Annotated in this window: 19 protein-coding genes; 5 read left to right on the top strand and 14 right to left on the bottom strand. The window is 62.9% G+C overall.

Annotated features, from left to right (window positions below):
• Positions 1 to 17: 17 nt before the first annotated feature.
• Both GM415_RS07515 and GM415_RS07510 read right to left on the bottom strand, forming a co-directional pair.
• Positions 18 to 1,082: a phosphotransacetylase family protein gene (locus GM415_RS07515; RefSeq protein ID WP_158947203.1), complete on the bottom strand. Its 1,065-nt coding sequence runs from the start codon at positions 1,080 to 1,082 to the stop codon at positions 18 to 20.
• Between the two features lie 77 nt (positions 1,083 to 1,159).
• On the bottom strand, positions 1,160 to 3,262 hold the full coding sequence (locus tag GM415_RS07510; protein ID WP_158947202.1) for an acetate--CoA ligase family protein: 2,103 nt from the start codon (positions 3,260 to 3,262) through the stop codon (positions 1,160 to 1,162).
• A 17-nt stretch (positions 3,263 to 3,279) separates the two neighbouring features.
• Between GM415_RS07510 and rnc the strand changes: the two genes are divergently transcribed.
• The gene (gene rnc, locus GM415_RS07505; protein WP_158947201.1) at positions 3,280 to 3,963 is read left to right on the top strand and encodes a ribonuclease III; all 684 of its coding nucleotides are present in this window, start codon (positions 3,280 to 3,282) and stop codon (positions 3,961 to 3,963) included.
• A 520-nt stretch (positions 3,964 to 4,483) separates the two neighbouring features.
• Here rnc and GM415_RS07500 read toward each other — a convergent pair.
• From GM415_RS07500 to GM415_RS07470, 7 genes are all read right to left on the bottom strand, one after another.
• The gene (locus GM415_RS07500; protein WP_158947200.1) at positions 4,484 to 5,419 is read right to left on the bottom strand and encodes a flagellin N-terminal helical domain-containing protein; all 936 of its coding nucleotides are present in this window, start codon (positions 5,417 to 5,419) and stop codon (positions 4,484 to 4,486) included.
• Positions 5,420 to 5,643: 224 nt separating this feature from the next.
• On the bottom strand, positions 5,644 to 6,522 hold the full coding sequence (locus GM415_RS07495; RefSeq protein ID WP_158947199.1) for a DMT family transporter: 879 nt from the start codon (positions 6,520 to 6,522) through the stop codon (positions 5,644 to 5,646).
• 24 nt (positions 6,523 to 6,546) lie between these two features.
• Positions 6,547 to 7,353 (bottom strand): AraC family transcriptional regulator, encoded by an 807-nt coding sequence (locus GM415_RS07490; RefSeq protein ID WP_158947198.1) that lies wholly within the window; start codon positions 7,351 to 7,353, stop codon positions 6,547 to 6,549.
• A 608-nt stretch (positions 7,354 to 7,961) separates the two neighbouring features.
• Positions 7,962 to 8,432: a LysM peptidoglycan-binding domain-containing protein gene (locus tag GM415_RS07485; protein WP_158947197.1), complete on the bottom strand. Its 471-nt coding sequence runs from the start codon at positions 8,430 to 8,432 to the stop codon at positions 7,962 to 7,964.
• A gap of 52 nt (positions 8,433 to 8,484) precedes the next feature.
• Positions 8,485 to 9,255: a hypothetical protein gene (locus GM415_RS07480; protein WP_158947196.1), complete on the bottom strand. Its 771-nt coding sequence runs from the start codon at positions 9,253 to 9,255 to the stop codon at positions 8,485 to 8,487.
• A 9-nt stretch (positions 9,256 to 9,264) separates the two neighbouring features.
• Positions 9,265 to 10,701 carry an ATP-binding protein gene (locus tag GM415_RS07475; RefSeq protein WP_158947195.1) on the bottom strand — a complete coding sequence of 479 codons (1,437 nt, stop codon included), beginning with the start codon at positions 10,699 to 10,701 and terminating at the stop codon, positions 9,265 to 9,267.
• Between the two features lie 4 nt (positions 10,702 to 10,705).
• Positions 10,706 to 12,046: a glucose-6-phosphate isomerase gene (locus tag GM415_RS07470; protein WP_158947194.1), complete on the bottom strand. Its 1,341-nt coding sequence runs from the start codon at positions 12,044 to 12,046 to the stop codon at positions 10,706 to 10,708.
• Positions 12,047 to 12,305: 259 nt separating this feature from the next.
• Between GM415_RS07470 and GM415_RS07465 the strand changes: the two genes are divergently transcribed.
• Positions 12,306 to 13,700 carry a PAS domain-containing sensor histidine kinase gene (locus tag GM415_RS07465; protein WP_158947193.1) on the top strand — a complete coding sequence of 465 codons (1,395 nt, stop codon included), beginning with the start codon at positions 12,306 to 12,308 and terminating at the stop codon, positions 13,698 to 13,700.
• Between the two features lie 4 nt (positions 13,701 to 13,704).
• Here the strand turns inward: GM415_RS07465 and radA are convergent, their stop codons facing one another.
• The 3 genes from radA to GM415_RS07450 form a co-directional block, all read right to left on the bottom strand.
• Complete coding sequence (gene radA, locus GM415_RS07460) at positions 13,705 to 15,030, bottom strand: DNA repair protein RadA (protein WP_158947192.1); 1,326 nt, start codon at positions 15,028 to 15,030, stop codon at positions 13,705 to 13,707.
• Positions 15,027 to 15,452: a hypothetical protein gene (locus tag GM415_RS07455; protein ID WP_158947191.1), complete on the bottom strand. Its 426-nt coding sequence runs from the start codon at positions 15,450 to 15,452 to the stop codon at positions 15,027 to 15,029. The genes radA and GM415_RS07455 overlap by 4 nt, the downstream gene beginning before the upstream one ends.
• Before the next feature lie 121 nt (positions 15,453 to 15,573).
• A complete protein-coding gene (locus GM415_RS07450; RefSeq protein WP_158947190.1) occupies positions 15,574 to 16,743 on the bottom strand; it encodes a BaiN/RdsA family NAD(P)/FAD-dependent oxidoreductase in 1,170 nt (389 codons plus the stop codon).
• A 130-nt stretch (positions 16,744 to 16,873) separates the two neighbouring features.
• Between GM415_RS07450 and GM415_RS07445 the strand changes: the two genes are divergently transcribed.
• Entirely contained in the window at positions 16,874 to 17,461 is a 588-nt protein-coding gene (locus tag GM415_RS07445) for a DJ-1/PfpI family protein (protein WP_158947189.1), read from the top strand.
• A gap of 253 nt (positions 17,462 to 17,714) precedes the next feature.
• Complete coding sequence (locus tag GM415_RS07440) at positions 17,715 to 18,482, top strand: exodeoxyribonuclease III (protein ID WP_158947188.1); 768 nt, start codon at positions 17,715 to 17,717, stop codon at positions 18,480 to 18,482.
• A 107-nt stretch (positions 18,483 to 18,589) separates the two neighbouring features.
• Here GM415_RS07440 and GM415_RS07435 read toward each other — a convergent pair whose 3' ends face one another.
• Both GM415_RS07435 and rimO read right to left on the bottom strand, forming a co-directional pair.
• Entirely contained in the window at positions 18,590 to 19,786 is a 1,197-nt protein-coding gene (locus GM415_RS07435; protein ID WP_158947187.1) for an MFS transporter, read from the bottom strand.
• A gap of 341 nt (positions 19,787 to 20,127) precedes the next feature.
• The gene (gene rimO, locus GM415_RS07430) at positions 20,128 to 21,453 is read right to left on the bottom strand and encodes a 30S ribosomal protein S12 methylthiotransferase RimO (RefSeq protein WP_158947186.1); all 1,326 of its coding nucleotides are present in this window, start codon (positions 21,451 to 21,453) and stop codon (positions 20,128 to 20,130) included.
• 102 nt (positions 21,454 to 21,555) lie between these two features.
• Here rimO and GM415_RS07425 point away from each other — a divergent pair, with 102 nt between their 5' ends.
• Complete coding sequence (locus tag GM415_RS07425) at positions 21,556 to 23,037, top strand: two-component system sensor histidine kinase NtrB (RefSeq protein ID WP_242012399.1); 1,482 nt, start codon at positions 21,556 to 21,558, stop codon at positions 23,035 to 23,037.
• Positions 23,038 to 23,080: the final 43 nt, after the last annotated feature.

The following is a 23,080-nucleotide window of genomic DNA, read 5'->3' as shown; positions in this document are numbered from 1 at the left end:
CGAAATGTATTAAGAAGCTACTTCAGCCCCAGCTCCTTCTTCAGGTACTGGAAGTCGATGTTGTTCGCCACCAGTTCCGCGCCCTGTTTGATCTTGATGGCGTCGCGGAGCTTATGGCGGGAGAGGATGTCGTCCATCTTCTTGGCCACGGTGAAGGTGTCCTCGCGGACCATGATGATCGGGGTTTCCAGGACCTCGGAACGGGTCAGGATGATGTCGTTGGGATAGAGGTTGCCGGTCAGGACCAGGCAGGGGCAGTCGCCCTCCAGGGCCACGAGCTGGACGTCGGAGCGGTCGCCGCCAACGATGATGGCGGAGTTCTTCTTCTTGCGGAAGTGGGTCATGAAGTTCTCCACCTGCATGGTGCCGATGAGGAACGACTCGACCACGCGCTCGGCCTTGTTGTGGGCGGAGATGATCTTGCCGCCCAGCCGGTCTGCCAGGTCGCCCACCTTGATGGCGCCCATGAGCGGATCGCGCGGGATGACGCCCAGGATTTTGACGCCCTTGGACTCCAGGACCGGCCCCAGGAGCTGGGAAATTTCGTCCATGAAATGGGGAGGCACGTCGTTGAGCACCACGCCGGCCAGCAGGTCGCCCAGGTGCTCCTTCATCATGAGCAGATAGTCGTACTTGAGCTCTTTCTGGAAGCGGTCGATGACCACGGCCTTGATGCCGAGCTTCTTGATCACGGAGATGGCGTCCGTATCACAGTACTTGCCGGAGTACATGGAGCCGGACCCCGCCACCAGGGTGACGTCCTTGGAGTCGGAGAGGGCCTTGTAGCCGTCCACGATCTTGTCCAGGAGCCCCTCCACCTTGCCGGTGAAGGCCTTGACCTTGAAGTCCTGGGTGACCACCACGGGGGTAACCTGCTCGGGGTCGCCGTCCAGGCCGAGCACGTCCTGCACGAAGGCGGCGTCCTCATCCCCCAGCTTGCCGTCCACTTCCATGGGCATGGCGCCGACAGGCTTCATGTAGGCGACATTGAAGCCTTCCTTCTGTAGCCGCAGGCCAATACCCATGACGATCATGTTCTTGCCTGAGTATCCGGTGGTCGAACCGATGTATAAACCTGCCATGCCTCTCTCCTTCAGGGGTTGTCTCGCGGACGGGGCGGCTGCGCACCGCTTTCCATCCTCATAACTTTGCTCAAATTTCAGCCTATGGTCAAGCGAAGGTCGGTGACCAACGCCGCCTCGGCGTCCACCAGCACGGGGCTGAGTTCAGCCTCGCGGATCTCGGGAAAATCCGTCGCCATCTGGGACATGGACAGCAGGATGTCCTCGATGGCAGCCAGGTTGACCGGCTCCTCGCCGCGCGCGCCCCGCAACAGCGGGAAGCTGCGTATCTCACGGACGATATCCTGGGCGTCCTGGAGCGTCAGCGGGGCCAGCCGGTAGGCCACGTCGCCGAGCACCTCTGCCGAAGGCCCGGCCAGGGAAAAGGAAACCAGCGGCCCGAACTGCGGGTCCTGGGTGAACTTGACCAGTACCTCGCGCGCCTTGAGCGGCCCCATGGTCTGAACCAGACAACCGGCGAGATAGGCGTCGGGCTGCTTGCGCTGGAAACGAGTGGTGATCTCCATCCAGGCGTCCCGCAGCTCGCGCGGGGTCTTGAGGTTCAGGGCCACACCGCCCACGTCGCTCTTGCTGCGCAGGTGCGGGGAGACCACCTTCAGGGCCACGGGGTAGCCCAGCTTTTTGGCGGCGCGCACGGCCTGGTCGCTGGTGCGCACCAGCCGTGTCTCCGGGATGGGCAGCTCGTAGGCCATGGCAATCTCCATGGCGTCCTCGAAAGGCAGCTCGGCCAGGCCGATGCGGTGGGCCTTTTCGATGATGCGCTCGGCGCGTCCCTTGTCGCGCCGGAAGCAGACCTCCACCGGGTAGGGGCGATTCAGCCAGCGGTAATGGGCATACATGGCCTCGACCGCGCCGATGGCGGGCTCTGGGTAGCCGTAGCAGGGGATGCCCGCCTTGATGAGCATGTCCCGGCCGGGCCCGATGCGCTGCCCGCCCATGAAGCAGGCGAAAATAGGCTTGTCGCAGCCCTCGGCCACGTCGATGACCGCCTGGGCCGTCTCCTCGATCTCCGCCGACGCCGTAGGCGTCAGCAGCACGAGGATGGCGTCGGTAAACTCGTCCTGCGCCACGGCCTCGAGGGTGACGCGATAACGGTCGGCCTTGGCGTCGCCGATGATGTCGATGGGGTTGTAGATGGCCGCAAACGGCGGCAGTGCTTCGCTCAGGATATCCAGAGTCTTCTGGGAGGGACGGGCCAGGTTCAGCCCCGCCGCCTCGCAGGCGTCCGCCGCCAGGATGCCGGGGCCGCCCGAGTTGGTGACCACGGTCAGGTTCGGCCCTTCGGGCAGGGGCTGGCTGGAAAAGGAACGGGCCAGGGCGAAGAGCGCCTCCAGGTCGTGGACCTCGATGATGCCCGCCTGGCGGAACGCCGCAGTGCTCGCCACCAGCGAGCCGGCCATGGAGCCGGTGTGGCTGGAAGTGGCCCGTGCGCCGGCCTGGGTGGTGCCCGCCTTGATCATGATCACGGGTTTTTTCCCCGTGACCACACGCGCCTCGCGCAAAAATTTGTCGCCGTCGTCAACGGATTCCAGGTAGCCGATGATGACCTTGGTCTCCGGGTCGTCGCCCAGGGCCTCGAGCACGTCGGCCTCGGACACCCCGGCCTTGTTGCCCAGGCTCAGAAACTTGGAAAAGCCGATGTTCTCGCCGTCGGCCCAATCCAGGATAGCTGAACAGAGCGCACCCGACTGGGAGAAAAAGGCGATGGAGCCCTTGCTGGGCAGGGTCTGGGCAATGGTGGCGTCCATGCCGCAGGCAGTGTTGACCAGCCCTAATGAGTTGGGTCCGAGCAGGGTGATGTTCCGCCGCCGGGCCAGCTCCGCCATTTTCATCTCCAGCTCGAAGCCGTCGCGCCCGGTCTCCCTGAACCCGGCGGAAATCACGCAGATGGCCGAAACCTGGGCGGTCTCCAGCTCGCGCATGGCGTCCAGGACCTGATCGCGCGGCAGGGCCACGATGGCCAGGTCCGGGGGCGAGGGCAACTCGCCTATGGACGGGATGACGGACAGGCCGAGGATTTCTCCCCCTGCAGGATTGACGGGGTACAAGGTCCCCTTGTATCCAGAGCGGATCAGGTTGGAAACCACCACGTGCCCAAGCTTGGCCGGATTCCGTGACGCGCCGACAATGGCGATGGAGTCCGGGCAGAGCAGTGAGTGGAATTTTGCGTTCGATTGCATAACTTACCGGAGGCTGAATGGATACCGACGACCTTCAAGAGTGTATCCACCATAGGTTTACCCAAGTCAAGCTCCTGGAAACGGCGCTGACACATTCTACCTATGCATACGAGCATGGCGAGGAGAAGGACAACGAGCGCCTGGAGTTCCTCGGCGACGCCGTTCTGGAGCTGAGTATCTCGGAGGAGGCCTTCGCCCGCTTCCCGAATCTGCCCGAAGGCCAGCTCACGCGCATCCGCTCCCGGCTGGTCAGGGAGGCAAGCCTCGCCGCCATGGCCCGCGAACTGGGCCTGCACGAGCACATCCGCCTGGGCCGGGGCGAAGATATGCACGGAGGACGCGAGCGGGACTCCATCCTGTCCGACGCCATGGAGGCGGTCTTCGGCGCAATCTTTCTGGACGCGGGCTACGAAACCGCCCGGCACGCCATCCTGCGAATCTGCGAAAAACACTGGCCGGACGAGGTGATGGAAGCCAAGGCCAAGGACTACAAGAGCCGTCTGCAGGAAGTCACCCAGGATCGGAACAAGAGTCTGCCCGTCTACGTGCTGTCCGATACCCACGGCCCGGACCACGCCAAACTCTTTGACGTGGAAGTGACCCTGCCCACCGGCGAACTCTTCCATGGGCGCGGCACCAGCGTGAAACGCGCCGAACAAACCGCCGCCCGAGCCGCCCTCGAACATCTCGGCGAAGAATAGAAGCGCCTCCGGCGGCCGGGGGAAGGGGAGAGGGGACCCCTTTGTAAAGGGTTCCCCTCTCCCCTTCCCCCGGACCCCCATCCCCTCTTCCCTCCTAAACTTTTTATGTTCGCTCCGCTCAGAGCCGTGCGGAAGCCAGCTCCGTGCGGGGCCTGCGGGACGAGCGTGTCCGCCCTACCCCGTATTGGGGACTGCGGGCATCTGCCCCTTTGCATTGAAATGGCTTCACAAAAACGATGAGAGATTTGTTTGGGGCAATGAAGAGCTTGGAAAAGTCGGCTCGGCCTTTCCCCGGCCCTTAGACTGGTTTTCTTGGCCTGCAGGGAGGTGAGTGCAAGGCGCAAGCAAAAGACGGGACCGAAGCGTATTCTTCATACGCGAGGGTCCGGCTTTTGCGCAGCAACGCAGCAATCCCCCCCCTGCAGGCCAAGAAAAAACGATCAGAACAGACCCGGCGGAAATTCCTTTTCCCAACCGGGTCCGGTTCTGATCGTCTTCAGCCGTGTCTTGCGTGTTACGGCTAGCCGCCGATGAGCTGCATGGCCATCCTCGGGAGGGAGTTGGCCTGGGCCAGCATGGCCACGGCGGACTGAGTGAGAATCTGGTTGCGGACAAACTCCGTCATTTCCTGCGCCACATCGACGTCGGAGATGCGGGATTCGGCGGACTGCAGGTTCTCGGCCTGGATTTCCAGGTTGGTGATGGTGTTTTCCAGCCGGTTCTGCATGGCGCCGAGGTTGGCGCGGATCTTGTCCTTGGAAATGATGGCATTGTTGATCGCCGCCATGGCCGACTGGGCAAGGGCCTGGGTGGAAATGGCCCGACCCGCGTTACGCGCCTCGGCGCTGGAGCCGGACTTGATAGCCGCAGCATGGCCGAGGCCGAAGGCGGATGCTGTCGCGCCCTGAATGGCAACGTAGTAGTAGTCTTCGCTGGAGTCGTTGCCGGTACCGAAGTGGATCTTCAGCGGACCGGTGGAGTTGATGCCGTGACCGTTGTGCGGGTTGTTTGCCGAACCCAGGTCGCCGGACAGGTTGCCGTTCAGGAGATAAATTCCGTTGAAGTCCGTGGCGTTTGCGATTCGGTTGATTTCCGAAGACATCGCCTGGTACTCCGAGTCGATGATCAGCCGCTGATCCGAGTTGTAGGTACCGGTGGAAGCCTGCATCGCCAGTTCCTTCATGCGAATGAGCTTCTCATCGATGACCTGCAACGCGCCGTCAGCGGTCTGGATAAGGGAAATCGCGTCGTTGGCGTTTCGGATGCCCTGGTGCATGGAGCTGATTTCCGAACGCATCAATTCGCGAATGGCCAGCCCGGCGGCATCGTCGGCAGCCGTGCCGACACGCAGGCCGGAGGACAAACGCCGGGTGGAGACACCGAGCCGGCCATAGTGGTCGGACAGGTTTCTCTGGGCGTTCATCGCCATGAGGTTATGGTTAATGACTAAAGACATCAGAACCCTCCTTGTTCTTTTCACAAATCCATTTGCGGGTTCTTCAGCATCATGCATGCCAAATTAAGATTGTATAGAAATATTAAGCCCATATCTTGAGGATAAAGGTGTAAGTGGACATTTTTTCCCTGTTTTTTCAGGGTAGGAAACCATTGCCCGTCAAGGGTTCGTCGCATGGAGGGTGAAAAAAATGCCCTACCGGAAGTTTGAAAAGCCGGACCGGATCACGCCCTGGAGATGAGCACGATGCCGCCCAGTACGCAGCCGCATCCAGCCAGCTGAGGCCAGCCCACGGGTTCGCCCAGGACGAGCATGGACAGGACAAGGGCCGAGACAGGCATGATCGCCGTGAACACTCCGGCTACCGAGGCCTGAACACGGGTGATGCCCGCAAACCAGAACAGATAGGCAAGCACGGTGACGCAGGCACCGTAATAGATGACCGTAAACCAGCCGGTGGCCGAGACCGCGCCCAGATCCGTGAAAAACAGCTCCCAACCGCCCACGGGCAGAAACCAGGCCAGGCCGAAAAGTGAGATGATCGTGGACACGGCAAGCGGCGAGACGGGCTCCGGCACGGTCTTGCGCAGGAGCAGAAACAGGGATTCGAAGACCACTGCGCCGAGCACCAGTGCGTTACCCACGAGCGGCGTTGTCCCGCCCGTTCCGCCCTGCCCTGCCACATTGATGGCGGCCACGCCGAGCACCGACAGCCCTATACCAGCCCCGGTCTTTGCCGATGGTCTGTCGCCCAGGAACAGCCAGGCCATGAGCCCCATGCAGGCCGGGGTGGTGGAGGTGATGACGCCCGCGCTGGCCGGGCCCGTGTACCTGAGGCCGAAGAGCAGAAAGACCGTGAACAGGAACGAGCCGCACAGGGACTGCGCCCCCATCAGGAGCCACGAACGGCGGGAAAGGCGAGGCAGGCCGCCCTCGCGCCAGTAAAGAATGGGAAGCAGCAGGACCAGGGCCAGAGCGAAACGCAGGGCCGAGGCCAGGAACACGGGCAGTTCGGCAACCATCAGCTTGCCCGCCACCACGGAGCTGCCCACGATGATCATGGCCAGCGACAGGTATATATAAGGAAGGATCGGTTTGGACATGGCCCGACCATGTCCCATCGGCGGCTAGCTGTTTTGAAGCATCTTGCGGTATTTGCCGGGGGTGAGTCCTGTCTGGCGCTTGAAAAGCCGTGTCAGGTGCGCCTGGTCCGAGAACCCGCACGCGGCCGCGATGTCGGCCAGCCGCCCGTTGCCGGACAACTGCTCCCGCGCCCGCTCCACCCGGGTCTGCGTCAGGTAGCCGTGCGGGGTCATGCCAAGCTGTTTCTCGAAGACCCGCACCAGATGGAAAGGCGACAGCCCGGCCTCCCGCGCCAGCTCTCCGAGCGGCAGGTCCTCGCCGAACCTCGCCCGGATAATCTCCCGCGCCCGATTCACGGCCCCGTGCTCATTGCTCCGCTTCGGCCACTCTCCCCGCTCGTCCGCATGCCGCGAAATCCAGTGCGTCAGCAGCCACAGCAGCCGGGTTTCCTTTTCCATGGAAGAGACGTCGGGACTCGACAACGCACGGTGTGTCATATCCACCCACGCCGCCAACTGCGGGTCATCGAGGACTCCCGCCCGAAAATGAGGCATTCCGGGACGCCGCATCAGCCCGCCCGCCGCCTCCAGCAATGCGCCGGGATCGAGGTAGAACATGCGGTAAGCCCAGCCGCTCTCGTCAGCCCCGTGCCCGTCGTGCGGCTCGCCCGGCACCACCAGATTGACCTGCCCACGGGGCGCGACCACGCTCTCTCCACGATACCTGAAGCGCATGGCCCCGTCCTCGATGCACCCCAGAGCGTATCCCTCATGGCTGTGCTTCGAGAACCGCTGGGTCACGAACCGCGCTCGCAACACTTCCACCCCGCCCCAGAATGGAAGCGGTGTCATGGAGACGGATTCTTTGGAAGGAAAACGCGGCATGCCCCATCATGGCCGGAAAGCTAACGGATGGCAACGCCTCCGGCAGCCGGGGAAAAGGCGAAGGAAAGGGAGGGAAAATGGACGGTGTGCAATACCCGCTGTGGCGACTGCAGCTTGGGGATAAAAAGCCGATTGGGGCCGTTCCCATACCGCACAGGTACCAGCAGGAAAAAAGCGCATGGCCATCTGACGCACCCGACGTCGTGAAGCGAGAGAATCAGACCTCGCGAACATAAACCATGGACACATAGCCCCCAAGGGGATGCCGAAATCTTCAAATGACCAAAATCCTCCCCCTAGCGCCGACAAGGCCGAGGCCGTGTCCAGCCCCGCCCGCGCGTGCAGAGCGAAGCAATGCGAGCCCCACCACGCAGGGAGGCTTGTGAGAGTGGGTCGGCTGTGTCGACGACGGGCACAATTTGACCGCAGGCGTAGCCCTGCGACGTTGAGGATCAAATTGCGCCCGGCAGCGGCGCAGATGGCCCGCTATCGCAAGCCGGCACTCTCGAAGAAAAGCATAAAAAAAGACCCTGCGGCAAAAGCCACAGGGTCTTTTTTTATGCTTTTCTTCGAGGCTAGAAGCTATACCCAAGTGCAGCGCGCATCTCGGCAGGCAGCATGGCGTCCTCGCCGGGCTCGAGAGCCTTCCACGGGGCACCAGCGTCCTTGCGGGCGGCCTTGACCTCTTCGAGGTCGAAACCGTAGCGGGGCACTTCAAACTGCTGGCCGGGGTAGATCAGATCGGGATTCTTGATCTGGTCGCGGTTGGCCTTGTAGATGAGAGGCCACATGAAAGGATCGTTGTACACATGCTTGTACTCGGCGATCCACCAGAGACATTCACCCTTGGTCACGGTGTGGGACACAGGCAGGGCGTCGTATTCGGCCTTGTAAACCTGCATGGGATCGGTCACAGGAGCCTTTTCCTCGACCATCACTTCCTTTTCCTCGACCACGACCACTTCGGGTTCGGTCTTCACTTTCTTGGAGCAACCCCAGGCGAACACGAGGCACGCGGCGATTGCGAGTAAAATCAGCTTCTTCATTAATGGCCTCCTCGAATTGATAATCTTTTTGTATGACCTGAAAGCAGCCAGCTCAGGTTTCGATTCTGGACACCCAATTATCAATCATTTTCTTTTCTTGCAAGACTATTTTGGACATTGGATTAACCTCCATGGCCTGCCCGATGGCGCGGGTGGCCTCCTCCATCCAGCCGCCCATGCGCAGGGATTGGCAGGCGAGAAGGTATAACCGCTCGGGTTCGTCGCCATAGATGGCCTTGACCAGCCCCTCGTATTCATCGGCAAAGACGGACCTAACCAGTTCGTTTTCCGAGAAAATATAGCGCGCCAGCAGTTCGTTGGCGCTGTAGCGGTGGAGATAGTATGGCAGGAGCTGCCGGCACTTGGCCATGATGAAGCGGATGCGGTCGATCTCACGCCGCATGGACTCCTCGGTCTGGTTGAGGACCAGGAAAAGTTCTCCGGTGACGTCCTTCTCGTTGCCGTCGAGTTCTTCTTCGTAAAGCTTGTGGAACCACGGCGCGTAATTCTGCTTCTGGTAGGCGTCTTCCTTGAGCTTGAGGGTCTCGTGAAAAATGTAGCCGATGGCCCAGTCCAGAAACATGCCGCCGAGCTGGGAGTGCGGATCGTTACGGAAGACGTGGTGCGCGGTGTCCTTCATCCGCCACAGCAGCCCCTTGTCCATTTCGTTGCCCACGATGTCCTTGAGCACCTCGAACCGGACCGAGCCGTCCTCGTCAAAGGCGGCAAACTGTTCCTCAAGCACTTCGCAACTCTGGCAGAAGAACTTGAACAGATCCCGGACGAACTCGGGGTGTTTGGCCTGTATCCACGCTTTCGACATAGCTTGTTTCTAGCCCTCCGGGAAAAGGATGTCCACCCGTGCGCCGCCTTCTTCGGCATTGGAGAGGTGCATCTCCACGCCGTGGGATTCGAGGATGGTGGAGACCAGAGCCAGCCCCAGACCGGTTCCCGAGTCCTTGGTGGTGAAGAAGGGATCACGGACCTTTTCAATATGTTCGGCGGGGAAGCCGGGGCCGGAATCCTGGAAGAGCACATGCAACCGCCCTTCCTCGCGTACGGCGCGGATGACAAGCAGACCGCCATTTACCCCCGCCTGCGCTATGGCCTGGAGCCCGTTGGCCACCAGGTTGTAGAAGGCGCGGTAGAGCAGGTCCTTGTCCCCCTTGGCCGAGAGGTCTCCCGAGTAGTCGCGTTGGATGGTAACGCCAAGCTTTTCGCACTCGGGCTCCATGAACACGGCCACCTGATCCAGGAGCCTGCCCACGTCCACATCGGCCATGGTCGGCTTCTTGGGCCGGGCGTAGTCCAGGAACTCGGCCACGGTGCGCGTCAGCCGCTTGGCCTCCTCATGCACGGCCTCCAGGAGCCGAGTGTAGGAGCTGCCTTCCTTGCGAGCCTTCTTCAGGACCAACTCGGCGCTGGAGCTGATGATGCCCAGCGGATTGCGGATCTCGTGGGCCACGCCCGCTACCATGCGGCCCATGCCCGCCAGCTTTTCCTGCTGCTGGAGCTCGAAGAGAAGCTGTTCCTTCTCCTTGAGCTGCTTGTTGGAGAGCCGCTCGGCCCTGCGCAGCACGGCTACCACCAGGAAGAAGAGGACCAGGGAGGTGACCAGGGAGAAGGCGATGACCAACCGTTCGAAGTTGAGCATGGCCATGAAGTCCGCCGAGATGTCCTGCTTGAACTCCAGGATACCCATGATCGGGTTCTCGGAAATGTCGGTGAGACTCCGCTCGGCGCGCAGCGGGTAGTAGGCGCGCAGGGTCATGTTCCCGGGACTGAGCCGGACACGAAACAGGGAGACGAACTTGGATACCTTGGCCAGGATTTCGGAGGAAAATTCCTCGGTCTTCCAGGTGCGGGTGACCATGTACAGGGCGTTGCCCTTGGTGCCGATCTCGTCCTTGTCCAGGGAATAGGTGATCACGCCGTTCTGATCGTAAATGCGCAGGGAGGTGACGTGAAAGGAATGAATGGTTGAACGAACCACTTCGTCCAGGGCCTTGGACTGGACCTCGTTGCGCAGGCTGATGCCGCCGTACTGCATGACTGCAGGCATGACGAAGCGGGTGAAGACCTGGTGGCTGACGTTTTCCGCCAGCAACAGGCCGAATTCCTTCTGCTTCTCCAGCAGGGTCCGCTCCGCGTATTTGGAGATGAAGACCGACAGCAGCAGGCTGAAGCCCAGGATGATGACGAACAGGGTCCAGGAAATGACCCTGACGAACTGGAGCGGCCTGCTGCCGCCTTCATTGAATTGTCTCAACGAGTTAGAACTCCCGTATGTCCCTTTCGGCCGTAAGGTAGGCGGCCAAGTCGGCCTTCTCCTCTTCCAGCCCGTCCGCGTCCATGCGAGCCTTGGCAAGTCGTTTGCCGAGCTCCACCGCGGGCTGATCCAGGGGGTTGATGCCCATGAGCCAGCCGGTCAGGATAGTGGCCGCGCCCAGCAGCGCGATCAGCTTGCCTGCCTGTTCGGGAGAGTCTTCGCCCAGACTGATTTCCACCAGGGGCACGCCGCTTGCGGCCAGGGCCATGCGCGTGCCCAATCCTTCCGCCTGGAGGAGTTTCCCGAAGTCCTTGCCACGGACGTAACCGAACTGGTCCGGCAGGTCCGCCGGGAATCTCGGCCCGGACGGCAGGTTCGGGCAGGTCAGGAAGAGGCACGCCTTGTTGCGAATGCCGTCCATGAACATCTGGTTCACGGAGTGCTGATCGGTCACGCCGGTGGCCGGAACAGGCTGGCTCCCCTTGCCCTCCTTGCCCAGGGACTCGGCCCAGAGCTGGGCGAACCAGTCTCCGAAACTGGCCCAGAGAGGGATATAGGCGAAAAAGATCATCTCATCAAACCCTTTGTCCTGCAGCGCCGCCCCCCAGCAGGCTAGCTGGAACGCGGGATGCGCGGCCAGCTGTTCGCCGGTAAGGTCGTCCTGCGCCAGGGGGGCCGCCACCTTGCGCGCCCCGGACAGGAGCGCTTCCACGTCGATGCCCAGGAACAGGGCCGGGATCAGGCCCACGGCCGAAAGCACCGAGTAGCGCCCGCCGAGGTTGTCGGGAACAGGCAGGGCCTTGATGCCGTAACGCTCCACTTCACCCCGCAAGAAGCCCTGCTTGGCGTCGGTGACCAGAAGCATGTGGTCGCTCCAGGCATCGCCCAGGCTTTTCTGCGCCCACTGCTTGAGAATGAAATACTGGCCCACCGTCTCGATGGTGCCGCCGGACTTGGAGACCGTGACGACCACGGTCTTTTCTGGCGGGAGCTTGGCCAGATAGGCCTCCAGGGCGTAGGCGTCCACATTGTCGGCGATCCACAGGGACTGCCCCGTGTGCCCGGGCTGGTCCTGCTGGGGAAAGAACGCCCTCTGAAGCGCCCGCGCGCCCAAGGCCGAGCCACCGATGCCGAGCAACAGCATGTGCTCGAAATCATGAAGATATTCCCTAAGCTCTTCGAGTTCCCGCCTGAGTCCGGCCTCGTAGGGCATGGTCAGGAAGGGCAGCCGCCCGGCCGAGGTCTCCGCCGACAGGCGTCCGGCCATTTCATCAGCCCGCTCAGCGTAGGCGTTCATGTCCAGATCGTTCAGGGCCGCGTTGGTCCAGTCGAGGATGTCAGCCATGTCTTCCTCCGGGTTGCCCGTCATGGGCAACGGCTTGCTATATCGTAATACGTCTGCATTTGCGTCATACCGGCCACCTATCATACACTGTTTGAAGGGGACATGCACGGAGTTCCTGTTATTTTTGGTCTCCGAGACATGCCTTGTATGCCTTTTTCCTCGAGAAATCACCTGATTCGACAGGACGGGGAGTTTGGCGTAACTTCAGAAGTAGGGAATCTCCCCTGATCCTACTTGCTTTACAACGGTGGTAGCGGGCATGCAAGACTCCAAGACGCCGAGCGAGATTTACCGAATCGTCCTGGAGGGACTCCAAGGCACTCCCGAAACGGAGCTGCTGGAAGCCAACGGCATAACGGAGGCGGAGCACCGACGCTGGAAAATCCTCTTCTTGTCGGCCGCCCGGAAAGGCTTGGAGACGGAAACGTCCGGCCTCCCGGGAGTCGCCGCCCTTCTCCCCGCCCGTGAAGCCAACTTCGCCCACCTGGCCAACTCCATTCCCCATGCCGTGTTCTGCAAGGACCTCGGCGGCAACTTTCTGTATGGCAATCCCGCATACTGCAAAGCCATGCATCTCTCTCTGGAGGAATTGCGAGGAAAGAACGACTATGACCTGCATGCCCCGGAAGCGGCGAAAAAATACCGGAGTGACGACGAATGGGTGGCAGCCACGGGGGAGATTTTCAACTGCCAGGAGCGGCATGTCCGCCCGGACGGCGGCTCCAAGTGGATCGAGGTGGTCAAGGCCCCCCTGCGCGACGAGGAAGGGCGCACCATCGGCGTCATGGGCATGTTCTGGGACATCACACGACAGAAGGAGATCGAGCGGGAGCTGTGCGAAGCGAGCGCGAACCTCGAATACAGGGTGGCCAGACGGACGGAAGAGCTGCTGGAGGCCAACCGCAGATTGGAGGAAGGCGTCAAGCTCAAGAATGACTTCATGTCGGCGGTCTCACACGAATTGCGGACCCCGCTGACGTCTATCCTCGGCTTCGCCAGCCTTATCCGCCGGGACGCGGCCAACGTCCGAACCCTCACCTGCGAGACACTCCCGCAAACCAGGAGGGTGATTACCAGGATGGAATCCAACGCGTCCATCATCACCGACGAGGGGCTGCGGCTCAAGCGGCTCATCGACAACCTGCTCGACCTGGAGAAGATCGGATCGGGAAAGATGACCTGGAACGATGAGGTATTCGACCTCAACGAAGTGGCGAGGGCCTCGGCCGAGGCCATGAAGGGGCAGTTTGCCGCCAAGCCGCAGGTGGAGCTGGGGCACATCCTCTACACCGACCCCATCCCGGTCAGGGCCGATAGCGACAGGATCAAGCAGGTCTTCATCAACCTGCTGAACAACGCGGCAAAATTCACGGAAAAAGGACGGGTCGAACTGGCCGTGGGCATCCGGGACGGCCGCTGGGCCGAGGCGCGCGTGACCGACACCGGCAGGGGCATCTCAAAGCAGGAGATCGACCGCATTTTCGAGCAGTACTACCAGGGCGCCCAGCCCCTGATACAGGAAAGCGGCACCGGCCTGGGGCTCCCCATCTGCCATCAGATCATAACCCACTACGGCGGCAAGTTCTGGGCCGAATCCCCCGAGGACGGAGGGGCCTCCTTCCACTTTCTCCTCCCCCTCCACGCCGGGGACTAGGAGATCATCCGTTCCTGCCGAAGAGCATGCGTTGGAGGTCGGCCAGGGTGGGGCAATTCCCGCTGTGGCAGACCGGATCATGCCCGAGCCGCCCGGCCTGCTTGAGCCGGACATCGTGGGCCGCCACCGGACGCACCTGCCCGTTGAGGTCGATCTCGCCCCAGAAGACCGAAGATTCGGGCAGGGGCTGATCATAGAAAGAGGAGAGAATGGCCGAGATAACCGCCAGGTCCAGGCCGGGGTCGCGTGTGGCCAGGCCGCCGGAAATCTTGGCGTAGATGTCGTAACCGGACAGGTTGAGCCGAAGCCGCTTCTCCAGCACGGCCAGGAGCAGATTCAGCCGGTTGGTGTCGAACCCGAGGGCCGTCCGCCGGGGGATGGACAGGAAGGACTTGGAGACCAGGGCCTGGACCTCCACGGCAAAGGGACGCTGACCGTCCACGGCCATGGCCATGGCCGTACCGGACAGAGACGGGTCCCGCGCGCCGAGAAAGAACGTGGCCGGGTCTTCCACCACTTCCAGCCCCTTCTCCTTCATGGTGAAGACCACCAGCTCGTCGCTGGGGCCGAACCGGTTCTTGAGCACTCGTAAAATTCGGGAAAAATGTTTCCGGTCGCCTTCCAGGTAGAGGACCGTGTCCACCATGTGTTCCAGCAGCTTGGGTCCGGCGATCTGGCCGTCCTTGGTCACGTGGCCCACCAGAATCAGCGTGGTGCCGCTCCTCTTGGTCTTCTCCACCAGCTCACCGGCCACGGCGCGCACTTGGCTGACCGAACCGGGGATGCCCTCTGCCAGGGGCGAGGCCAGGGTCTGGACCGAGTCCACGATGAGCAGTTCAGGCGGTTCCGGGCCGTCGAGAATGGCCAGGGCGTCCTCCACCTTGTTGGTGGAGAGGGCCAGCAGGCCGGGCCCGAGCAACCCGAGGCGGTCGGCGCGGGAGCGGAGCTGGGGCAGGGATTCCTCACCGGAAAGATAGACCGCCGTATGCCCGAGCCGGGACTGGCTGCCCGCCAGTTGCAACAGCAGCGTGGACTTGCCGATGCCCGGCTCGCCGCCCAGCAGGATGGCCGCGCCCGGCACCAGGCCGGAGCCGAGCAGCTCGTCCAGTGAGTCGATGCCCGACGGGCGGGAATGCAGGTCCTCGGAGGCCAGCTCCTCCAGCGGCCGAGGTGCGTCCTGCGCCGCAGCGGCCCCGACGGGCCGGGAGGTCGTCTTGGTCACGGTCACGGGCTCCAGGGTGTTCCACTCCTTGCAGGAGGGGCATTGCCCTTGCCAGCGCGGTGACTGGGCTCCGCAGGAGGCGCAGCGGTAAGCTTCCTTGGTCTTCATTGTTCCTGCCCCCATTTTGTCCAGATTTCGGTGCCGGTCCTGCCCTCGCCGCCGTTGTCCGTGGTCCACTTCCCTGCCAGAACGCCCTCTGCATGGCGCAGCACGGTAATCCCCCGCTCCGAGCCGTCGCCGTTGGTAAAGGAGAGGCTCAGGGTCTCGCCGCGTGCGTCATAGATTCCGGCCCCGGCATAGGTCATTTCGTCCATGTAGCCCCGGTAGTGCAGGACGTCTCCCCAGACCTCGAGCACGGCCCAGCCCTCATAGTCGGGCTTTCCCTCGGGCTTGTGGCCGGGGTCCCAGCCGCGAACAAGATACTTGCCGGCAAGTTCCTCGTAGATCCTGCCCGCCGCAGCGGCGGGAAGCACGGTGGCCGTGAGTACCACCAAAGACAGCAGAAGAAGTCGGAAGCAGTGTTTCGTCATGATGTGATGGACTGGCTGCGCCCCGGTTTCAGGGGCCGGTTTTCCACAGGCGTGGTTTCTTCTCGCGCCAGTATCCCGCGTTTTTCGATGAAAAGTCCAGCTTTTCCCTTAGCTCGTTCGGCTACAGCGTCTCCGCGCAGGCCGCCCCTGAAGAAAAGGCCCACTGCAGATTATAGCCGCCCAGGTGGCCGGTCACGTCCAGGGTCTCGCCGATGACGTGCAGGCCCGGCACGTCCACGGCCTCGAAGGTCTTGGACGAAATGGCGTCCGTGTCCACCCCGCCCACCGTGACCTCGGCCTTGGCATAGCCCTCGGTGGAAGCCGGAACGATGCGGAAGCGGTGCACCCGGTTGGCCGCCGCCTCTATCTGGGCCTTGGACAACTGGCTCACCGGCGTCTCCGCCAGCTCGCCGGACACGAGATGGGCTACAAGCCGTTTGGGCAGCATCCTGCCCAGGAACGTGCGAAACCGGGTATTGGCACCGCGATTCGCCTCCACCAGCTCCTCCATGGGGTCTCCGGGCAGGAAGTCCACAAGCACGGCTTTCCCCTCTCGCCAATGGGAGGAAATCTGGAGGACAGCCGGGCCGGACACGCCCTTGTGAGTGAACAGCAGGGCATCGGAAAAGGCGTGGCCGTCGCAGGATATGGTCACGGGCAACGCGTTGCCCGCCAGATCCTCGCACATGGCGCGCCGCGACCGGGGAAAAACCAGCGGAACCAGGCCGGGCCTCGGCCTCACCACAGGCAGACCGAACTGTTTGGCCAGCCGGAACCCCAGGTCTGTCGCCCCTACCTGGGGCCAGGACGGACCGCCAAGGGCCAGCACCAACTTGTCCGCCTTCCAGGCCTCGTCGCCGGAGCGCACCCGAAACGGGCCCGTCCCTTCTACGGAGTCGATGGGTCGCTCCGAAACCAGCTCCACGCCGAGCCGGTGGCACTGGTCGGCAAGGATGCCCGCCATCCTGCCCGCACCCTCCCGGCTGAAGAGCCGCCCGTGGTCGCGTTCCTCGTAGCTGATGCCGTGCTCCGCGAAAAAGGCGATCACGTCCCAGTTGGTGTGCCGCGCCAGAGCGGATTTGACGAAGTGGGGATTGCGGCAGAGAAAATTCTCCGGCTCCACCGACAGGTTGGTGAAGTTGGCCTTGCCGCCGCCGGCCACGCGGACCTTGCGGGCCGGCTTCTTCCCGTGGTCGAGAACCGTTACCGTGCGGCCCCTGCGGGCCGCGTGCATGGCGCAGTAGAGCCCGGAGGCCCCGGCGCCGAGGATGAGAATGTCGCTGGATGTCATGGGCCGGTCTTACGGCAGACCGGGGAGGAGAGCAAGCTGCGACCTTCACCGGACTTTCACACCGGGGCGTTGACAAAAAACATCTGTTTGATCACATAGGAGGCTACCAATCCCATCTATGGAGGAAAACATGTCTGTGAAAAAGATTCTGCTGCTGGTCGGTGATTTCGTCGAAGACTATGAGGCCATGGTGCCTTTCCAGATGCTGCTCATGGCCGGACACGAGGTCCACTCGGTCTGCCCGGGCAAGAAAGCGGGCGAGACCGTGGCCACCGCCGTGCACGACTTCGAGGGCCACCAGACCTACTCGGAGAAGCCCGGACACAACTTCATGATCACCACCACCTTCGATGACATCAAGGCCGCAGACTACGACGCCCTGGTCATCCCCGGCGGACGCGCACCCGAATACCTGCGCCTGGACCCGGCGGTCATTGCCTGCGTGCGCCACTTCGCCGACGCGGACAAGCCCATCGCTGCCATCTGCCACGGCCCGCAACTGCTTACCGCCGCAGATGTGGTCAAGGGCAAGTCCTGCTCCGCCTACCCCGCGGTCAGGCCGGACATCGAGGGCTCGGGCGGCACCTGGTGCGAACCCAACGAGACCTTCAGCTCAGCCTGCGTGGACGGCAAGCTCGTCACCGCCCCGGCCTGGCCCGCCCACCCCGAATGGATGCGCAAGTTCCTGGAAGTGCTGGGCACCACCATCGAGCCTTAGCCGTCCGGACCGCGAAAGCACCCTTTTCATCCACCCCGGTTTCTGCTATTGGCTGACTCATTGACAGAGACTCAACGGAGGTTAGAAGGATGATGGGTTATTTCTGGTTTTTCCTGGGGTTAATGATGACCATTGCCACGCTTGTCATGATCAAGGTCAGCTCCCCCAACGAAAAGTAATCTTTGCCGCCCGCGCGGCGACAGGGGGGAACCGGCAGTCCGGTTCCCCCCTTTTTCATGAAAAGGGTATCGTCATGATCATCTACTCGTGGAACGTGAACGGCTACCGGGCCGTGATCAAGAAGAACTTCCGGGACTGGCTGGACGCCTGCGGCGCAGACGTGGTCATGCTCCAGGAAACCAAGGCCCACCCCGATCAGCTCGGCGAGGAGGACCGCGAACCGGATTCCTTCTCCAATCACTACTGGAACTGGTCCAAGAAAAAGAAGGGCTACTCCGGCGTGGCGTGCTTCGCCAACCCCGAGCCCCTGGCCGTGGACACAGGCCTGCCCGACCCGCGCTTTCAGGACGAAGGCCGCGTGCTCCATCTCGAATACCCCGACTTCCACCTGTTCAACATCTATTTCCCCAACGGCCAGATGTCGGACGAGCGCCTGGATTTCAAGCTCGGCTTCTACGACAGTTTCCTGGCCCACGCCGAAGAACTGCGCCGGGACAAACCCATCGTGGTCGGCGGCGATTTCAACACCGCACACAGGGAAATCGACCTCAAGAACCCCAAGGCCAACGCCGAACGCTCCGGGTTCCTGCCCGTGGAGCGAGCCTGGCTCGACAAGTTCATCGAGCACGGTTACGTGGACACCTTCCGGCTCTTCGAGGAAGGGCCGCACCACTACTCCTGGTGGTCATACCGATTCAACGCCCGCAAGAACAACGCCGGGTGGCGCATCGACTACTTCTTCGTCTCCGAGGAGCTGCGAGACAAGGTCGTCCGCGCCTGGATCGAGCCAGATATCCTGGGCTCCGATCACTGCCCCATCGGCATCGAAATCGACATCTGACGTTCCGTAGCAGAGCCTCGCTGTTCAGACACCCTGCCGCGCAAAAGCGACGCTCCTCCCGGGAGGGGAATCGTTCCGGCCGATCACGCCTGAGCGTTGCCGCGTGGTCAGGCTACGTCTCGGCTGCGAAGCAAGATCACTGCGGCGACCACGGCCAGGAGCGAGAGCGCGCCGCCCATCAGGAACGGGGCGCGTGGTCCGATCAGGTCCCAGGCGAGCCCGGCGGCCAGATTCCCAACCAGCGTAAGCAACCCCGTGAGCATGAGAAAGAAGCCCATGGCCGTGCCTCGGCGCTCCATGGGAATCCCGGAGGCGATGATCGCCTTGCCCACCCCCTCGGTCAGGCCCATGTAAAGGCCGTAGGCCGGAAACAGCAGCCAGACCCCGCCCGGGCCGGACAGGGCAAAGCCGAAATAGGTCAGGGCGTAGAGGGTCCACCCGGTGAGCAGGACGCGCCAGCGGCCGAAGCGGTCGCTGAGGATGCCCGCCGGATAGGCCGTGACCGCATAGATCAGATTGAAAAGGACATAGGTGCCGATTACCTGAAGATCGCTGAGCCCAAGATTCCTTGCCCTGAGCAAAAGGAGGGCGTCGGTGCTGTTGGCGAGGCCGAACAGCGACAAGAGGATCAGAGCGCGCCAGTATGCGCGCGGCAGGCCTTTGAGTGACCGGCGGAGCGGACGGCCCGGGGCCGGGTTGCCAGGTGCGGGCGCACGGTCCTTGAGCCGGAAGGTGAGCCAGACTGCCACGACGTTGGGCAGCAGGGCCAGCAGAAAGATGGTGCGATACGCTCCCGGCAGCAGGGCCAGAAGCCCCATGGACAGCAGCACGCCCACGATGGCCCCTGCCGTGTCCATCATGCGGTGAAATCCATACGCCCTCCCGCCCATCGACGCGGGTGCCGCATCCGCGATCATCGCGTCTCGTGCCGTGGTGCGCAGCCCTTTGCCCGAGCGGTCGATGATGCGCGCGACAAAGACCAGGGGCCAGGAGAGGGCCATGGCGAGCAACGGCTTGGACAGGGCGCCCAGCCCGTACCCGGCGCGGATATACGGGACGCGCCGTCCCAGGCGGTCGCTGTGCCAGCCGGAGGCCCCTTTCATCACGCAGACCACGGCTTCGGCCACTCCCTCCATGGCGCCGAGCACCGTGGCCGGAGCCCCGAGCGCCGAGACCAGGAACAACGGCACCACCGGGTAGACCATTTCCGAGGCCACGTCGGTAAAGAAGCTGACCCAGCCCAAGGTTCGGATGGAGCGGGGAAGCACGGGCTTCGGCCCGGTATGGGAGAGGGGGTGGTGCATGGCTATCATCGTGTCCGGGTGCAATGAGACAGCGCGTTTTTGCGCCGACTGGGCAGTGCCGGGAGGTTGCCCGCTCACCTCTGACTGGCGCAAGTCGGGATTGCCCGATCTCAACCGGCAGACAGCCTACAAACAACCATTCACCAAAATGCCAGACTCACCCCGTCCGGTCGAGCAGAATTACGACGGCGCGTTGAAGTGGCGGCATGAGGTCTGCCCCCCTCCAATTCATGCCTGCTTTTGGGGATGGAAATGCCGAACCCTCGTTCTCTTTGAAAGGCGCATCCCATGGCAGCCCGTTGCGAGCAACCGCCCCCCCCCCTATCAAGGACTAGCCTAAGCTAAGCCAGCCCTGACAAGTCGTAGGTGTCCGCGCCTTCGATCTCCACTTCAATGATGGTGCCGGGCGTCAATCCGGTCTCGGGCGGCGCGCTGACGTAGGTGACGCCGTCCACCTCCGGGGCCTGGAACCAGGCGCGGCCTTCGTAGAGTCCGGGCCATTCGGGCGAGGGGCGTTCGATGAGCACGGGCAGGATCTCGCCCACGTAGCTTTCCATGATCTCGCGGCTGATGTCGGCCTGCAGGGCCATGAGCGCGTCCCGGCGTTCCTCCTTCACGTGGTCCGGCACCTGGTTGTCCATGACCGCGGCGGGCGTGCCCTCTTCCGGCCAATACGGGAACACGCCGAGGTGATGGAAGCGGGTTTTTTCCACGAAGCGCATCAGGTGCTCGAAGTGGGCGTCGGTCTCGCCGGGGTAGCCAACGATGATGGTGGTGCGCAGGGCCGCCTCCGGGAAGAAACGACGGACGCGGTCGATGACCTTTTCCGGGTTGCGGGCAAAGGGGCGGCCCATGGCCCCGAGCACATCGGGGTGGGCGTGCTGGAGCGGGATGTCGAAATAGGGCAGGAACGGCGCGCCCACGTCGCGCAGGAACCCGAGCAGGGACTCGGTCAGCCCGGCGGGATAGAGATACATGAGCCGCAGCCATTGCAGATCCGGGATTTTCGCCAGTCCGCCGACCAGATGGACCAGATCGTTGTCCCCGCCCAGGTCGGAGCCGTAGGCCGTGGAGTCCTGGCCCACGACCACGATCTCGGGCACGGCCCGGGCGAGCTCGGCGGCCTCCTTGAGCAGCACGTCCACGGGCCAGCTCACGTGCGGCCCCCGGATGGAGGGGATGGTGCAGAAGCGGCAGTCGTGGGAGCATCCCTCGGAAATTTTCAGATAGGCGTGTCCCGGACCGGTGGAGAGACGGCGGGGGGTGTCCTCTTCCACGCCGACGCCCAGAGCGGCCTTGACCATACCGGGCCACAGGCCGATCTCCTCGGTATTGAGCCAGAGGTCCACCTCGGGCAGTTCGCTCTTGAGGTCCTCGGCGTAGCGCGAGACCAGGCACCCGGCCACGGCCACCAGGGGACGGATTCCATGGCCTTCGGCGGCCTCGTCAGCCTCGCGCACGGCGTCCAGGATGGCGGCGACCGATTCCTCCACGGCGGGCTGGATGAAACCGCAGGTGTTGATCAGGGCCAGGTCGGCCCCGTCAACGGTCTCGGCCGGGACCATGGCCTCACCCAGGGTTCCGAGCAACCGCTCGGTATCCACCCGGTTTTTGGGGCAACCGAGGCTGACGGTGTAGACGCGGACGGGATCGGAAGAATGAGGCATGGCATTTCCTTTGATATGAACGGACAAATGGATTAGGTTCATGGGCAGGGATTTCTCTCCGCCCCGGGTGGAGAGTGCACCACGGCCAGGCAGGAGGTCAACTTGCTCAGCGCAACGTACAACCAGAACAAACGGTTCGCCATCGGCGTCATCGGGGACATCCCCGCGCTGCTGACGTTCTGGGAGATGTTCCGGGACCGTTCCAACGAGGAACTCCGCAAGGAGATCGGCATCGTGGCGGCGGCCCTTCCCGGCGAGACCGTGCTGCCCGAGGCCCACGACGGCGACCGGACCATACCCACCTACGCGGGCTACAAGGCCATGCTCGACAGCCACCCGGAGATCAACATGATCATCGAGGCCACCGGGCGCAAGGCCCTGGTCCACGAATTGCGCACCTACCTTCCCCCCTCCGTCGTCCTCGTGGAGCGTGGCGCGGCCAACTTTTTTATCAACCTGCTGACCGAAAACAAGATCTGGGTGGCCTGCAAGCTCGACCTGCTCCACACCCAGAACATGCTCAAGACGATAATAGACCAGATGGAGCATGAAATCCTGTTCCTGGACAGGAAGGGCATGGTCCTCGACGCCAACCAGACCGTCCTGATGCGAACCGGCCTGACCAAGAAAACGATCATCGGACAGCCCTATTGCGACCTCTTTCTCCAGTCCGCCAACCCGAAGTGCGGCGGGGACGGCGATCCTTTCGCGGCCACAATGCGCACCGGCCAGCCATCCGAAACCGTGACCACGGCGATCAACGGCGACGGTCGGGTGCAGTATTTTCGCGTTTACACCCACCCGGTGCAGGACGAGGACAAGGAAGTCAGCCACGTGGTGGCCGTCCGCAGGGACATCACCCGCCGCGCCTCCATCGAGAACCGTCTCCAACAGGCCGAGCGGCTCGCCTCCATCGGCGAACTCTCCACTTATATGGCCCATGAAATCCGCAACCCGCTCTTCACTATCAGCGGCTTCGCCAATTCGCTCATGCGCGAACCCGACCTGGACACGCGGGTGCGCTCCAAGCTCGGGATCATCCTGGATGAAGCCCGGCGGCTGGAGCAGGTCCTCAACAGCCTGATGCGCTTCACTCGCCCGGCCGGGGTGGAGGTCGCCGAGGTGGACCTGGCCATAGTGGCGCGCGAGACCATGGACGTCATGGCCCTGCCCTGCCAGAACCAGAACGTCCGGGCCGAGCTGGACCTGCCGCCGGACATGCCGCTGGTCAAAGCCAACCCCGACCTGATCAAGCAATGCCTGAGCAACATGGTCAAGAACAGCCTGGAGGCCATGGAAGACGGCGGCGAGCTGCGCATCGCCGTAGCCCGGGTCCCGGACGGTGTATCCCTCTCCGTGGCGGACACGGGGCACGGCATCCCGCCGGAGATCAGGGACAAGATTTTCAGCCCGTTCTTCTCCACCAAGGACAAGGGCTCCGGACTGGGTCTGGCCCAGACGCGGATGATCGTCGACGAGATCGGCGGCAGCCTGGACCTGGCCAGCAAGGTCGGGGCGGGCACAACCATCACCCTGACCCTTCCTCCCCTGCTTGCGGTTGCGGAAGCGCCCGACTCCGAGTAAGTAATTCCCTCAACATGAAGCTGCGGAGCGCCCCGAGAGCCGT

It is taken from the genome of Pseudodesulfovibrio cashew, from assembly GCF_009762795.1.
Lineage (GTDB): Bacteria > Desulfobacterota > Desulfovibrionia > Desulfovibrionales > Desulfovibrionaceae > Pseudodesulfovibrio > Pseudodesulfovibrio cashew.
This window is presented reverse-complemented; position numbering and strand designations above follow the sequence as displayed.

Excerpts from the sequence above, each read along its gene's own strand:
- GM415_RS07515 (WP_158947203.1), bottom strand. The coding sequence starts at position 1,082 with ATGGCAGGTTTATACATCGGTTCGACCACCGGATACTCAGGCAAGAAC.
- GM415_RS07510 (WP_158947202.1), bottom strand. The coding sequence starts at position 3,262 with ATGCAATCGAACGCAAAATTCCACTCACTGCTCTGCCCGGACTCCATC.
- rnc (WP_158947201.1), top strand. The coding sequence starts at position 3,280 with ATGGATACCGACGACCTTCAAGAGTGTATCCACCATAGGTTTACCCAA.
- GM415_RS07500 (WP_158947200.1), bottom strand. The coding sequence starts at position 5,419 with ATGTCTTTAGTCATTAACCATAACCTCATGGCGATGAACGCCCAGAGA.
- GM415_RS07495 (WP_158947199.1), bottom strand. The coding sequence starts at position 6,522 with ATGTCCAAACCGATCCTTCCTTATATATACCTGTCGCTGGCCATGATC.
- GM415_RS07490 (WP_158947198.1), bottom strand. The coding sequence starts at position 7,353 with ATGACACCGCTTCCATTCTGGGGCGGGGTGGAAGTGTTGCGAGCGCGG.
- GM415_RS07485 (WP_158947197.1), bottom strand. The coding sequence starts at position 8,432 with ATGAAGAAGCTGATTTTACTCGCAATCGCCGCGTGCCTCGTGTTCGCC.
- GM415_RS07480 (WP_158947196.1), bottom strand. The coding sequence starts at position 9,255 with ATGTCGAAAGCGTGGATACAGGCCAAACACCCCGAGTTCGTCCGGGAT.
- GM415_RS07470 (WP_158947194.1), bottom strand. The coding sequence starts at position 12,046 with ATGGCTGACATCCTCGACTGGACCAACGCGGCCCTGAACGATCTGGAC.
- GM415_RS07465 (WP_158947193.1), top strand. The coding sequence starts at position 12,306 with ATGCAAGACTCCAAGACGCCGAGCGAGATTTACCGAATCGTCCTGGAG.
- radA (WP_158947192.1), bottom strand. The coding sequence starts at position 15,030 with ATGAAGACCAAGGAAGCTTACCGCTGCGCCTCCTGCGGAGCCCAGTCA.
- GM415_RS07455 (WP_158947191.1), bottom strand. The coding sequence starts at position 15,452 with ATGACGAAACACTGCTTCCGACTTCTTCTGCTGTCTTTGGTGGTACTC.
- GM415_RS07450 (WP_158947190.1), bottom strand. The coding sequence starts at position 16,743 with ATGACATCCAGCGACATTCTCATCCTCGGCGCCGGGGCCTCCGGGCTC.
- GM415_RS07445 (WP_158947189.1), top strand. The coding sequence starts at position 16,874 with ATGTCTGTGAAAAAGATTCTGCTGCTGGTCGGTGATTTCGTCGAAGAC.
- GM415_RS07440 (WP_158947188.1), top strand. The coding sequence starts at position 17,715 with ATGATCATCTACTCGTGGAACGTGAACGGCTACCGGGCCGTGATCAAG.
- GM415_RS07435 (WP_158947187.1), bottom strand. The coding sequence starts at position 19,786 with ATGCACCACCCCCTCTCCCATACCGGGCCGAAGCCCGTGCTTCCCCGC.
- rimO (WP_158947186.1), bottom strand. The coding sequence starts at position 21,453 with ATGCCTCATTCTTCCGATCCCGTCCGCGTCTACACCGTCAGCCTCGGT.